Source organism: Mesorhizobium sp. GW821-FHT04C10 (assembly GCF_059420305.1).
Map to the genome: position 1 here is coordinate 3,296,723 of NZ_JBWKTL010000001.1, position 12,863 is coordinate 3,309,585.

14 protein-coding genes are annotated in these 12,863 nt (G+C 65.1%); 8 read left to right on the plus strand and 6 right to left on the minus strand.

Features of this window, described 5'->3' with window-relative positions:
- Window positions 1-69: 69 nt before the first annotated feature.
- Window positions 70-1,044, minus strand: a complete 975-nt coding sequence (locus AC07UC_RS15955) for a nucleoside hydrolase (RefSeq protein WP_494906680.1) — start codon at window positions 1,042-1,044, stop codon at window positions 70-72.
- Window positions 1,045-1,447: 403 nt separating this feature from the next.
- Here AC07UC_RS15955 and AC07UC_RS15960 point away from each other — a divergent pair, with 403 nt between their 5' ends.
- The 3 genes from AC07UC_RS15960 to AC07UC_RS15970 all read left to right on the plus strand — a co-directional run bounded on the left by AC07UC_RS15960 (window position 1,448) and on the right by AC07UC_RS15970 (window position 4,580).
- A complete protein-coding gene (locus AC07UC_RS15960; RefSeq protein WP_494906681.1) occupies window positions 1,448-2,638 on the plus strand; it encodes a hypothetical protein in 1,191 nt (396 codons plus the stop codon).
- Window positions 2,639-2,678: 40 nt separating this feature from the next.
- Window positions 2,679-3,455 (plus strand): hypothetical protein, encoded by a 777-nt coding sequence (locus AC07UC_RS15965; RefSeq protein ID WP_494906682.1) that lies wholly within the window; start codon window positions 2,679-2,681, stop codon window positions 3,453-3,455.
- A 141-nt stretch (window positions 3,456-3,596) separates the two neighbouring features.
- Complete coding sequence (locus tag AC07UC_RS15970) at window positions 3,597-4,580, plus strand: methyltransferase (protein ID WP_494906683.1); 984 nt, start codon at window positions 3,597-3,599, stop codon at window positions 4,578-4,580.
- Between the two features lie 53 nt (window positions 4,581-4,633).
- Here the strand turns inward: AC07UC_RS15970 and AC07UC_RS15975 are convergent, their stop codons facing one another.
- The 4 genes from AC07UC_RS15975 to AC07UC_RS15990 form a co-directional block, all read right to left on the minus strand.
- Complete coding sequence (locus tag AC07UC_RS15975; RefSeq protein ID WP_494906684.1) at window positions 4,634-5,263, minus strand: hypothetical protein; 630 nt, start codon at window positions 5,261-5,263, stop codon at window positions 4,634-4,636.
- Window positions 5,260-5,484, minus strand: coding sequence for a DUF2188 domain-containing protein (locus AC07UC_RS15980; RefSeq protein ID WP_494906685.1), 225 nt, complete (start codon window positions 5,482-5,484; stop codon window positions 5,260-5,262). The genes AC07UC_RS15975 and AC07UC_RS15980 overlap by 4 nt, the downstream gene beginning before the upstream one ends.
- A 215-nt stretch (window positions 5,485-5,699) precedes the next feature.
- Complete coding sequence (locus AC07UC_RS15985; protein WP_494906686.1) at window positions 5,700-7,358, minus strand: acyl-CoA synthetase; 1,659 nt, start codon at window positions 7,356-7,358, stop codon at window positions 5,700-5,702.
- Window positions 7,359-7,453: 95 nt separating this feature from the next.
- Complete coding sequence (locus AC07UC_RS15990) at window positions 7,454-8,347, minus strand: LysR family transcriptional regulator (protein WP_494906687.1); 894 nt, start codon at window positions 8,345-8,347, stop codon at window positions 7,454-7,456.
- A 102-nt stretch (window positions 8,348-8,449) separates the two neighbouring features.
- Here AC07UC_RS15990 and AC07UC_RS15995 point away from each other — a divergent pair, with 102 nt between their 5' ends.
- Genes AC07UC_RS15995 through AC07UC_RS16005 form a run of 3 tightly spaced genes read left to right on the plus strand, consistent with a single transcriptional unit; the run spans window position 8,450 to window position 10,332 of the window.
- Entirely contained in the window at window positions 8,450-9,187 is a 738-nt protein-coding gene (locus AC07UC_RS15995) for an SDR family oxidoreductase (protein ID WP_494906688.1), read from the plus strand.
- A 7-nt stretch (window positions 9,188-9,194) separates the two neighbouring features.
- Window positions 9,195-10,088: an SDR family oxidoreductase gene (locus AC07UC_RS16000; RefSeq protein ID WP_494906689.1), complete on the plus strand. Its 894-nt coding sequence runs from the start codon at window positions 9,195-9,197 to the stop codon at window positions 10,086-10,088.
- 31 nt (window positions 10,089-10,119) lie between these two features.
- Window positions 10,120-10,332: a tautomerase family protein gene (locus AC07UC_RS16005; protein ID WP_056571206.1), complete on the plus strand. Its 213-nt coding sequence runs from the start codon at window positions 10,120-10,122 to the stop codon at window positions 10,330-10,332.
- A 199-nt stretch (window positions 10,333-10,531) separates the two neighbouring features.
- On the opposite strand, the gene AC07UC_RS16010 is transcribed toward AC07UC_RS16005, so the two are convergent.
- Window positions 10,532-10,981 carry a hypothetical protein gene (locus AC07UC_RS16010; RefSeq protein ID WP_494906690.1) on the minus strand — a complete coding sequence of 150 codons (450 nt, stop codon included), beginning with the start codon at window positions 10,979-10,981 and terminating at the stop codon, window positions 10,532-10,534.
- A gap of 250 nt (window positions 10,982-11,231) precedes the next feature.
- Between AC07UC_RS16010 and AC07UC_RS16015 the strand changes: the two genes are divergently transcribed.
- The gene (locus tag AC07UC_RS16015; protein WP_202326722.1) at window positions 11,232-11,738 is read left to right on the plus strand and encodes an RNA polymerase sigma factor; all 507 of its coding nucleotides are present in this window, start codon (window positions 11,232-11,234) and stop codon (window positions 11,736-11,738) included.
- A gap of 106 nt (window positions 11,739-11,844) precedes the next feature.
- Window positions 11,845-12,804 carry a FecR family protein gene (locus tag AC07UC_RS16020; protein ID WP_494906691.1) on the plus strand — a complete coding sequence of 320 codons (960 nt, stop codon included), beginning with the start codon at window positions 11,845-11,847 and terminating at the stop codon, window positions 12,802-12,804.
- The last annotated feature ends 59 nt before the right edge of the window (window positions 12,805-12,863 follow it).

Below are 12,863 nucleotides of genomic sequence, written 5' to 3' on the forward strand. Positions count from 1 at the left end.
CAGGCTGACGCTCGGACAGGACGGCGCCAAGTCGCTCGTTTCAACCAGGTGGTCCGGACAAAAGCTGGCTCACGCCTTCTGCCTCACCAGCCGCTCCAGCGCATCGACGATCAGGTCGCAGAATTTCGGGTGGTCGAGCTTCATCGCCACGGTGTGGCGGAAGTCGGTCTGCTCGCTCGCTGTGCCGCCGAAATGGTGCATGCCGCCCATCTTCTCGAAGTTGCAGACCGTCATGCCCTTGGTCCAGCGGCCGGCGGTTTCGACGCGGATGTCGGCCTTCTCGGTGGTGAAGACGCTTCCGTCGATGATCGCGGCCACGCAGCACGCGTCATGGATGGCGGGATATTCGATCTGCAGCAGGCCGCCATGCGTGGTCGCTATGAACTCCCAGATATCGAGGATGAACTTGGCCATCGGGCCGCCGACGGCGCGCACCCTGTCCTGCAGGTCCGGGGTGGCCAGCGCCTGGTGGGTGAGGTCGAGCCCCACCATGGTGACGTCCCAAGCGGCGCGGAAAACCACGGCGGCGGCCTCCGGGTCGCCATAGACGTTGAACTCCGCCGCGGGCGTGATGTTGCCGCGCGTGTAGCTGCCGCCCATCGCGACGACCCGCTTCACGCGGCTGACGATGCGCGGGTCCTTGCGCACGGCAAGCGCGATGTTGGTGTAGGGGCCGACCGGCACCAGCGTGACCGTCTTCGGCTCATGCGCCATGACGGTGTCGATGATGAAGTCGACGGCATGCCGCTTGTCGAGTTCGAACGAGGCGGGCGGCAGCACGGGGCCGTCGAGCCCGGTATCGCCGTGGATCTCGACGGCCAGCACCTGGTCGATGATCAGCGGACCGGGAGAGCCCTTCGCCACCGGCACCTTGACGCCATAGGCGGTGCATACGGAAAGCGCATTGCGCGTCGTGTTCTCGACATTGTGGTTGCCCGAAACCGTTGTGATGCCGAGGAGATCGATCTTCGGATTGCCGGCCGCCAGCAGGATGGCGATGGCGTCATCATGTCCGGGGTCGCAGTCCAGGATGATCTTTTCCATGGTGGGCACCTCCCTTGCCGTCCGCGTTGGGACAAGAGACTGCCGTGCCTGCGCAGTCAAGGCTCCGATGCGCGACCGATCTGGCCCGCGTAAGTCTGGTCGTGTGCCGGCCGCGCATGCTCGGCATGGCTGATCCGAACAGAGCCGTCTCAGGGGAAAAGTTTCGTTCGTTCGAATGACAACAAGCGGGGAAATAGAAGATAGCGTCGAGGTGACACGGCATCCAGCGCCGTGGCTCGAAATAAGTGGAGAATACGATCGCGGTGAGGGTCGCGCCAGGTGAGGTCAAGTGATGAATCATTTGCAAGGTACCAGGTCCAAATATCCGCTCTTTGACTTCACCCTTATTAAGCGACGCGCTTTTGTTCTACTTCACAGGATACGTGGCAGCGGATCCGGCGCCATGCTGTCCTTTGTTTCGTCCATCCTCATCCTGCTGTCGGCGTCCGCGGCAAACAGTCAGCTGGCACCCGATGCGTCCGCGACGGCTGAGCTCAATGGCCGTTCGTCGGTCGCGGTTGCGGACCATACGGATATCGCGAAAGAACCGGACACCGTGCGATCCGGCGCGGCCGGAACCGATATATTCGATCCGGCGCCCGGCGAAGCGGAAGCTCTCGCACAAACGCCGCCCGGCGAGGAGGCCTTGCGCCGCGAATTGGCCGCTGCACGGGCTGAGCTGGCCAAGCAAGCTCTGGCCCTGAAAGAGCAGCAGCAAACGGACGAAGCGCTCACGGCCAATCTGGAGACCGCGCTGCGTGCCATCGAAGATTTCAGGACGGAAGCCAGTCTCTGGGACAGCAAGAAAGGCGCGATGCCTGAAACGCATCCCTCCACGGATGCTTCCCGGGCCGCCGCGAACCAGGCGCTTGATGAGGAGCGCCATAAGGCCGAGCTCCTGGAACAGGAACTCGCCACGGCTCGTCAAACGATCGAAGCTCTCAAGACAGGCGCAAACCTGGCCGCGGCCGAGCAGGCCAAGGCCGCGACGAAGGACCGGCAAGTGGCCGATGCCGCCGCGACGCAGGCGCTGGATGAGGAGCGCCACAAGGTCGAGCTTCTGGAACAGGAACTCGCCACGGCTCGTCAAACAATCGATGCTCTCAAGACGGGCGCAAACCTGGCCGCGGCGGAGCAGGCCAAGGCCGTGAAGGACCGGCAGGTAGCCGTTGCCGCCTCAAACCATGCTGTAGAAGCGCTCGAACTGGAACGTCAACGGGCAGATTCAGCCATGCGTGACCTCGACAGTGCCCGCAAGGAACGGGACGCCCTGAAGCAGAGCTCGACAGGCTTGAGCGCGGCGCTGGACCAGGAGCGTGAAAGGGCCAACGGCTTGGCCCGCAGCCTCAGTGCCGCGCGGGCGGAAATCGACGCCATCAAGGACAAGCGTCGGCCCGCGGCCGAGATGCGCGCGCCCAAGGCAGGTACCTCCAAGAGCGCGCTCGCAGGTTCACCGTCGCGTTCGCTCGCAGCCCGTAAACCGGACCTGCCGAAAAAACGGAAAGTGAAGGGCCCAAAGTCGCCGCAACCTGTCCTGCTGGCAACCATCGCTCTTCCTCCCGCATTGCTCCCGGTGCGACCACCTGTGCAGTGAAGGACAGGTGAGCGAAATGCATGGCGCAGGGAGGATGACAATGAAGAGATACTTCGCGGCTGCGTTGGCGATGGGTATCGCAATCGGGCCTGCCTCGGCTCTCGAAGCAGGTATAGGCGGCAAGGCCGGCGGGGTCGGCGTCGGTGCCGGCGTGAGCGCCGGTTCGCAAGGCGGATCCGTGGGGGTGGGCGCGAGCGTCGGTGGCGTTGGCGGTGCAAACGTCGGAGCTTCGGTCGGCGCAGGCAGCGGGTCGGTCAGTGCCAGCGGCAATGTCGGCAATGCAGGCGTCAGTGCCAGCGGCAACGTCGGCACCTCAGGCGCAGGCGTGTCGACCAGCGTCGGCCTGGGCGCCGATTCGTCCGCCCAAAACGGATCGGCGGCCGCTCCTGGTGGTCAGGCCGCCGCCACCACCGGCTCTGCCCCGACAGCCACGGCCACTGCCACGACAGCGACAACCTTTGCCAAGGCCGCAAGGCAATCGATCGTCCTGCCATCCGTCCTCAGGCCTTCCAAAGCCGGTCAGGGCGGCCTCACCGTGGGATATCCCTTCGGACCCCTGGAGGCCCTGACAGCGAAACCCGGTACGCCGGCCGCGGTCGTACAGGCCTGCCGCGCGGCGATCATGTCCGCTGCCAAGCCGCTTGGCGCTGTCCGTGTCCGTGCGGTCAGCGCGGGTGCCTTGCGTCAATTCGGGGGTGCGCGCACGGCGCCGATCAAGGTGCGAATAGACTATGCCAGACGAGGCGGCATCGAAGTCCGGCAAGCGCAAGTCGGCTGTCGCCTCGACAAGGCAGGCAGGGTCCGTGCGGTAATCTAGAACCAATCTGCAAGAGGGGAGGCGGTGCTCCGCCGCCGTCGCTCGAGTTGGTCGAGGCGGCAATATTTTTCGGAGAACGGAGGTTCCAATCTCATGTGAGCTGCTTCAAGCTCGGTCCCGGATCGCGGCAGGGGACGTGAGATGACGGATCATGATCGGATCGACGGGCTGATCGCGGCGGTGCCCGCAGCCCTGGCGCTTCGCGCCGGGCTGGACCTTGGCATCTTCACCCGGCTCGGTGGCGATGTGGCGACCGCCGACAGCCTTGGGGCCGCGCTCAACGTCCCGCCCGATCGTCTGTCGCGGCTCCTCTATGCGCTCGCCAGCATCGGTCTCCTCGAAGTCAGGGATGGCCGCTTTCGCAACGGAGCCGAAGCGTCGGCCTTCCTCGACGCGTCCAAGCCGACCTATCGCGGCGGCGATCATGCGCTGCTGCGCGAGCTCTGGGGAGCCGACCTTTTGACCGCGGACTCGCTGCGGCAGAACCGGCCGGCCGCGCTGCACGACTTTTCCGAAGCGGACCCCGAAGCCGCGGCGGCCTTCAGCCGCATGCTCGCACCGGGCGGGGTGATTTTCGGCAGAAACCTGGCCCGTGAGTTGGACCTCTCGGCGATCCGTTCGGTGATCGATATCGGCGGCGGTGCCGGGACCATTCTGGTCGGACTTCGCGAGCGGTGGCCACGGATCGCGGCGACGCTGATGGAACTCCCGACGGTCGCGGCGGTCGCGCCTTCTATCCTGTCCGAATACGGTGCCCACGACGTGACTGTCGAAGAGGGGGACATAACCGTCGCGCCATCGATCGGCCGGCACGATCTGGCGATCCTGAAGGCCGTCGTCCAGGTTCTTCCGCCGGACCAGGCGCGCAGTGCGATCCTGAACGCGGCGCGTTGCCTCACGCAAGGCGGCGAGATCGCAATCGCGGGCTGGGGTGTCTTCGATGACGACCGCCTCGGTCCGCCCGAGGGCGTCTTTCTCAATCTCACCTTCCTGAACCTCTATCGCCACGGCGAATCCTACACGGAAGGCCAGTACCGCGCGTGGATGACCGAGGCTGGATTGCGCGATATCTCCAGGTCGCGCCTGGCGGACGGCTCCACCTTGTTTCGTGCGCGCCTCGGCTGAAGATCGGATTGGAGTTCGTGGCCTGATCGCGGAGAAAGCTGAAAGTTTGGCTTCTAGTCCGGCCGGCCTGCTTCCACCCATTCGCGCATCGCGGCAACGACCTGAACTGTAGGATAGGCTTTGATGTCGTCGTCTGAAGCACCGCGCGCTGTCTCGCGTTCCCAATACCACTCTTGAAAGGTCAGATAGTCACCTTGGATCTTGGCAGGACCGACTGGGTCGGCGCCTGCCTGGCGGATGAGCCAGCTTGAGACGATTCGGACCACCTTGATGTAGTCTGCGTCGTGGGGATAGATGTCCCATCCCGAAATGTCTGAGAGGCCTTTCTGGTAGTCGTAGCGAGTCTCTTCGAGAATCAGGATGGTCTTCTCGCTCATCTGACCGCTACCAAATCGTGCGCAGCCGTGATCGAGTCCCAGTTCGAAGGGCATGTTTAGCCGCGCGTATTCTGCGACTGCGGTCGACTTGCACCGACTTAGGTCGTGTATGCCGTACTTCGATCCGCGAATCAGTTCGAGAATGCGGTCAAGCCGATTAGCGGCATTGTCCGCATTCTCAGGGGCCAGCCGGGGGAAAAAATCAAGGTCGGTGATACAAAAAGCGATCGCCTGGAGAATTGGGGCGAAGGCCTCGTCAAAAGGACAGTTGACGAAAACCGACCGCTCGAATGGCGGCGCGATCATCCCTTTGGGGGATGGGAATCGTTGCCATAGGAATTGCGCTCACGGATGCGTCCGTCGCGCCCGTGAATGTAAAGCTCAGTCCGCTGGTTGCGGGCAATCTGCGTTGCCGCGGCGATAGCCTCCTGCTGAGTGGCGTGGGTGCTCGATGCGCGCGATGCACCAGCTTTCTTAACACTCCATCCGCTCGCAGCCGGAACGACGTGCTGACCTTTTCTGGACATCCTCAACCCCTCGCTTCGACCCCAATATATGTGCTTGAGGGCAATTCGGCTAGAGCAGTGTGTTTGGGATTCAGCCTAATATTCTGTTTTCGTTCCAATCCAAACGTTGGCCTAACGTCGCCCGCGTCTTGGCAGCCAACGCCTGAGTTATTCCGAGGCTTGGACGATGACTTGCCGTCTTCGGCGCAAAGCGAAGTTTCTGCCTTGTGACCCTCTCACCCCTTCCGCTTCTCCACCTCCGCCTTCCGCAGCAGGAACCGCTGGATCTTGCCGCTTGGCGTCTTCGGCAGTTCGGCGACGAAGTCGATCTCGCGCGGATAGGCGTGCGCGGAGAGGCGCTTGCGGACGTGCTGGGCGAGTTCCTCGGCCAGTTCCGGGCTGCCTTGATAGGCTGGCGCCAGGATGACGAAGGCCTTGACGATTTCGGTGCGCTGCGGGTCGGGCACGCCGACCACGGCCGCCTCATTGACGGCGGGATGTTCGATGAGCGCGCTCTCGACATCGAAGGGGCCGATGCGGTAGCCCGACGAGGTGATGACATCGTCGGCGCGGCCGATGAAGGAGACCGAGCCGTCCGGTTCGTATTCCACCGTGTCGCCGGTGCGGTAATAGCCGCCCGCGACCGCCGGCGTCTCGGCCTGGTGATAGCCGTCGAACCAGCGCAGCGGCGAGTTGGCGATGTCGACGGCGAGAATGCCGGGCTGGTTGGGGCCAAGCTCGTTGCCGGCCTCGTCCAGCACCACCATGCGATAGCCCGGCATGGCGAAGCCGGCCGAGCCCGCGCGAACCGTATGCGCAAGGCCGTGGTGGTTGTTGACCATCATGCCGTTCTCGGTCTGGCCGTAATGGTCGTGGATGGGGGCGGCGAGGTGGGTGTCGAACCAGCGGATCACTTCCGGGTTGAGCGGCTCGCCGGCACTGCTCACGACACGCAAATGGCCCTTGATGCCGGCGGCGGCCTCCGGCCCTTCGGCAAGCAGCAGGCGAAAGGCGGTGGGCGAGCCGGCGAGGCTGGTCACACCGAGCCGCTCGATGATTTCGTAGGTACTCCTGGCCGTGAAGGCGCCCTCGTTGAAGGTGGTGGCGATGCCGAGCAGCAGCGGGCCTGTGATGGCGTAATAGAGGCCGTAGGCCCAGCCCGGATCGGCGATGTTCCAGAAGACGTCGTCGGGGCGCAGCCCGATCGCGTCGCGCGTATACGCGCCGAAGGCGAGCAGGGCGCTGAGCGGCACCGGCACGCCCTTGGGCAGGCCCGTCGTGCCTGATGTCGACATCATCATGAACAGATCGTCGCCCTTGCGCATGACGGGTTCGCAATCGGGGGAGGCGGCGGCAAGCGCGGCGCGGAAATCGATGTCGCCTTGGGGCAAGGCATCACCGGGGCCAAGAATGGTGGCGATCGGCGGGCGGTTCTCGATCTCGTCGAGCTTGCCGCGATTGGCCGGATTGGTCACCACCAGTTTCGCGCCGCTGTAGCCCAGGCGATGCTCGATCGCCTTCGGTCCGAAAGCGGTGAACAGCGGCTGGTAGACGGCGCCGATGCGCCATGTGCCGAGGATGAGCGCCACCAGTTCGGGAATGCGCGGCAGCATGCCGGCCACGACATCGCCCGGGCCGACGCCCTGTTCCTTGAGCAAATTGGCGACGCGGCCCGACATATCAGCGAGGTCATCGAAGCTGAACAGCCGGAGTTCGCCGGCGGCGGAGATCGCGCGCAGCGCCAGCCGGTTCCGCCCGGTATGGCGGCCGCAGCATTCGACATAGGCATTGAGGCCGGTCGCCGGATCGCCGTCGAGCCCGGCGATCTCATCCTCGATGCGAAAGCGCGAAACGGCATCCTCGTAGCGCGGCAAGCCGGCTTGTGTGCTGGTCATGTCAGTCCTCCCTGGCGGCGCCCCATCTCCCCATGGCGCGCTGTCGGGTCAACAATGCCATCGGATGCGGCCAAAGGGCAACGGCGGAGCCGCTGCTACAAGTTCGCCTCGGCGAAGATGCGGGCCGCCCAGTCGAGGAAGACGCGCAGGCGCGGCGAGAGCTGCCGGTTTTGCGGGTAGAGCGCGGAGAGCGGCGTCGGCGAGGGCGGGTAGCCGGCCAGCACCTCGACCAGCGTGCCGTCGGCAAGATCCTTCTCGAAGCGATAGCGCGGCGCCTGGATGAGGCCGAGACCAAGCCGCGCCAGATCGGCGGCGGTGTCGGAATTGTTGGCGGCGACGCGCCCCGGCAGCCGGACCTCGCGGGTCCTGCCGCCGACGGTGAACTCGAAGGGCAGCACCTCGCCGGTGCGCGACGAGACGAAGCCCACCGCCTGGTGGCCGTCGAGCGCATCGGGGGTAGCTGGTGTGCCGTGGCGAGAGAGATAGGCGGGACTGGCGCAGGTCATCTCGCGGATCATCCCCAGCCGTCGCATGATCATGCCGCTGTCGGGCGGCTCGCCGACGCGGATGACGCAATCGACGCCCTCGCGCACGAGATCGACCAGCCGGTCGCTCTGGCCGATCTGCAGGTCGATCCTGACATAACGGGCGAGGAATTCGGGCAGGCGCGGCAACAGGAAGGTGCGGGTGAGCAGCGTGCTGGCGTCGATGCGCAGCAGGCCGAACGGCTCGGCCTTGCGGAAGGCGGCCTCGGCATCCTCGATCTCGGCCAGGATCGACAGGCAACGTTGATAGTAGGCCTCGCCGTCCTGCGTGGCGTTCACTTGCCGTGTCGTCCGCTCCAGCAGGCGCGCGCCGAGATGTTCCTCGAGCCGCCGGATCGCTTCCGTCGCGGTTGACCTGGGAAGGCCGAGATCGGCGGCGGCAGCGGTGAAGCTGCGCCTCTCCAGCACGCGAACGAAGAGCCGCATCGTGTCCAGCCGATCCATCGCCTTTGTTCGCAGTTTCCGAATAGTGATGTCAAGTGTCGGCTGATTATCCGGAAGTTGGCCCGGTCTATATCCGTGTCACCAACAAACGGAGAGACTTCCATGACAAATCCAACCAGAACCGCGATCGTGACCGGCGCCTCTAAGGGCATTGGTGCGGCGATCGCGCAGCGGCTCGCCCGCGACGGCGTTGCCGTCGTCGTCAACTACGCACGAGGCCGCGCCGAGGCCGAAGCGCTTGTCGGCGCGATCGAGGCCGATGGCGGCAAGGCGATCGCCGTGCAGGCCGACATCGCCGACCCGGTCGGCATCGCAACACTTTTCGATGCCGGCGAGAAGGCCTTCGGCGGCGTCGATATCCTCGTCAACAATGCCGGCATCATGAAGCTGTCGCCGATCGCTACGACCGACGATGCCTCGTTCGACACGCAGGTCGCGATCAATCTCGGCGGTGTGTTCCGCGGCATGCGCGAAGGCGCGAAACGCCTGAGGGATGGCGGCCGCATCGTCAATTTTTCGAGCAGCGTCGTTGGCCTCTACCAACCGGGCTACGGCGTCTACGCCGCTACCAAGGCGGCCGTCGAGGCGATGACGCATATCCTCGCCAAGGAGCTTGGCGCGCGCCGCGTCACCGTCAACGCGGTGGCGCCCGGACCGGTCGAGACGGCGCTGTTCACGGACGGCAAGAGCGCGGCGCAGATCGAGGCCATTGGCAAGATGATCCCGCTCGGCCGGCTCGGCCAGCCCGACGACATTGCCGGCGTGGTCGCGTTCCTCGCCGGGTCGGACAGCGGCTGGGTCAACGGGCAAATCATCCGCGCCAATGGCGGCGTGATCTGAGGAGGCGATGATGCAAAAGATAATCCTGATCACCGGCGCCTCCAGCGGCTTCGGCGCGATGACGGCGAGGGCGCTCGCAAGAGCCGGTCACACGGTCTATGCCTCGATGCGCGACCCCTCGGCGCGTGTAGCTGCGGTCGCCGAGATGGAAAACTTCGCTCGTGACGAGGGCGTGGCGCTGAAGACCATCGCGCTCGACGTCACCTCCGATACCTCGGCGCAAGCGGCGATCCGGCAGATCGTCGGTGAGGCCGGCCGGCTCGACGTGCTGATCCACAATGCCGGGCATATGGGGTTCGGGCCGGCCGAGGCGTTCTCGCCCGAACAGCTGGCGCAGCTCTATGACGTCAACGTCGTCGGCACGCAGCGCGTCAACCGTGCGGCCCTGCCGCATATGCGGTCTCTCGGTCGGGGCCAGATGATCTGGGTCGGCTCGAGCAGCACGCGCGGCGGCACGCCGCCGTTCCTGGCGCCCTATTTCGCGGCCAAGGCCGGCATGGACGCGCTGGCGCAGAGCTATGCGCTGGAGCTCGCCCGCTTCGGCATCGAAACGACGATCGTGGTGCCGGGCGCCTTTACCAAGGGCACGGAGCATTTCCACCATGCCGCGGCACCCGCCGACACCGAGCGCGCCGGCCTCTATTGGTCCGGTCCCTATGCCGATGTCGACCAGAAGGTGTTGAAGGGGCTGGCGGCGCTGGAGCCGGCGGATGCCGACCCGACCGAGGTCGCGACGGCAATCGTTGATCTCGTGGCGATGTCGCACGGCAGCCGCCCGCTGCGCGTGCATATCGACCCTTCCGATGATGGCGCGGCAATCGTCAACGGTGTTGCCGACCGCGTGCGCGCGCAACTCATGGAACGGATCGGCCTTGCCGACCTGCTCCATCCCAAAGCCTGAAACCCAACCTCAAGAAGCTAAGGAAACGATCATGCCATTCGCTAACATCAAGGTGCCGCAGGCCGCACTCTCCAGGGCACAGAAGGAAGACCTCATCCACCGGACCACAGCCATGTTCGTCGACTTTTTCGGCGAAGTCGCCAGGCCGACCACGATGGTGCTGGTGGAAGAGGTCGCCGACGGCGGCTATGGCCGGGCCGACGAAGTGTTCGTCGTGCCGGAAGCCTATCGCGCCAAGGAGTAGCGGGAGCGGCCCTTGCCGCGCTCGACAGTCGTCATATGACGACTGGTCGCCGCGGACGCCAGCGTCCACTCTGTCGGCGGGGCCTGCATGTCGGTTCCCTGAAAACCGATGCCCCCTTTGGGGCGACATGCACCAGGCGGGGGCCAGGTGGACAGCCCCGAGCTGTCCACCTGTCTCGCTCGCTCTTGTTTCAGAGAAATCAGAACTCCCGCGGCCAAGTCGCGTTCAGGGTTACTCGGGCGCCTGGGAGTCGTTCGAATTGGTCGTCTGTGCCGTTACGGCCGAGAGTTTCTGGTGCTTTGTCAGCTCCGGCCTGACGTAGGTTTTTTTCATCGAAGGTCCCCGCCTGAAATGCGGGGATATTGGCATGCGAATCCGCGCCGGAGTCAACAGCTTGGCTCAATTCGTGCCCGCGTTGTCCTGTGCTTCGTTTCGATCTTTCCCGGTCATCCCAACCCAGTCCGCCGCCACTTCGGCGAGCAGCCAGTCGCGGCCATGTCGCCCAGTCGATGCGAAAAGCGTAAGCAATCGCTGCGGCATTTGAGCAACACGTGCGGGCAAATGCCGCCGCGCCATGGCGCGGCAGGGCAAGGCTGCGCCGTCGCCCAAAAAGCGCTATCACCGTGAAAAACATGATTAAAATAGTCATCTATTTAGCCGTGGCCGTGTCCTGATTCGAAAAATCATTCTAACCTGTTGCCATTGCAGGAGAATTTCAGAAGCCGTAGGGATGGCGATCAACGGCTTGCTTGGGTGACAGGATGCGAGCCAACTCACAGTTGTTGTATTCGTCCAATGGCTACTGATCGTCATTTCCATAGCCGCTCGCGGCTCTCGTGCAGACGCAAGCGATCATTGTTGACCGACGCGTCGGGGCCGCCTCGGTTCGCGGAGGCCGCGTGAGGTGGGATCTGCACGGGCTGTTCGTCAGGCATGCGCGCGAGATCGACCGGTTCCTGCGCCGTCGTGGCCATACGCCTGAGACCGCCGCCGACCTGACGCAGGACACGTTCGTGCGGGTGATGACGGCGACGCCGAACGGCGAGGGCGAAAACCCGCGCGCGTATCTGTGGCGCGTCGCCCGCAACCTTTCGATCGACCTCAAGCGGCGCGAACGCGTCGTCGAGCATGTGCATCTGGCCGATGACGACTTTCAGCGCATCGCCGACAGCGCGCCATCGGCCGAGACCGTCGTCTATGACCGGCAGCGGCTGGCGATCGTCGAGAAGGCGCTGCTGGAACTGCCGCAGCGGACACGCATGGCCTTCGAGATGCACCGCCTGGGCGAGAAGACGATGAGCGAAGTCGCCGTCGAGCTCGGGCTTTCGACGTCGCGGACCTGGACGCTGATCCGCCGCGCCTACCAGCATCTGCGCGCGCGCCTCAACGAGGATGTGCCGCGATGAATGCGAGTAGCATGTCGCGGCAGGAAATTGCCGCCGTTCATTCGTTTCAATGGCTGGAGGGTGGATTTGGCCTTCGGAAGCAGGGCGCCGGCGGGTTTGCAGAGGCATGATTGAGGACATCAGCGACGACGACAGGCTTTTCGAGGAGGCGGCCGACCTCGTCATCCGCCTGCAGAACGAGCCGGCCAATCCGGTCGCGCGCGAGCTGATCCAGAACTGGCGCGCCCGCGGCCCGGCGCATGAGGCGGCCTGGGCGGAGGTTGCCGAAATCCACGGCATGGCAGGCAAGGTGTTCGAGGACCGCCGCAAGGCCGCGAGCATCGGGGAAGGCGTGTCGCGGCGCAAGGTCATCCTGACGGGTCTTGCCGGGCTGGCCGCGCTCGGCAGCGGCGCGCTCTTCGGGCCGGACCTGTTGATCCGCCTCAAGGCCGACCAGATCACGTCGACGGCGGAGCTGCGCCGCGTCACCCTGTCCGACGGCAGCGTCGTCACGCTCGGCCCCGACAGCGCCATGCGCAGCGCCTTCATGCCCGATCTGAGGCGGGTCGAGCTGCTGGCCGGCATGGCCTTCTTCGAGGTCGCGGCCGATGCCGCCAGGCCCTTCCAGGTGCAGGTGGAGACGCTGACGTCGACCGCGCTCGGCACCGCCTTCGATGTCAGCCGTGATGCCGGGCTGCTGACGGTGTCGGTGGCGCATGGGCTGGTCGAGGTGGCGATGCCCGCTTCGCCCCTGGCGCAGGCGCAAAGGCTTTCCGGCGGCGAATGGCTGGCGCTCGACGACAGCACGCTCGCCGTCGAGCGTGGAACCCGTGACGCCGGCCAGATTGCGGCCTGGCGCGACGGGCTGATCGTCGCCGAACGCGAGACGGTGGCTTCGGTCGTGGCCAGGATCGCACGCTGGCAGGCCGGCCGCGTGGTGATTGCCGATTCCGGGCTTGGCGCGGGGCGCATCAGCGGCGTGTTCGACCTCGGCAATCCACTCGCCGCGCTGGAAGCGGTCGTGCAGCCGCATAACGGCAAGGTACGGCGGATATCGCCGTGGCTGACCGTTATTTCATCGATCTGAAAAAAATCGAGCCGAGGGGAGAAAATCCGAAACCCCCGTTCGTTTGATCTCACAGGGGT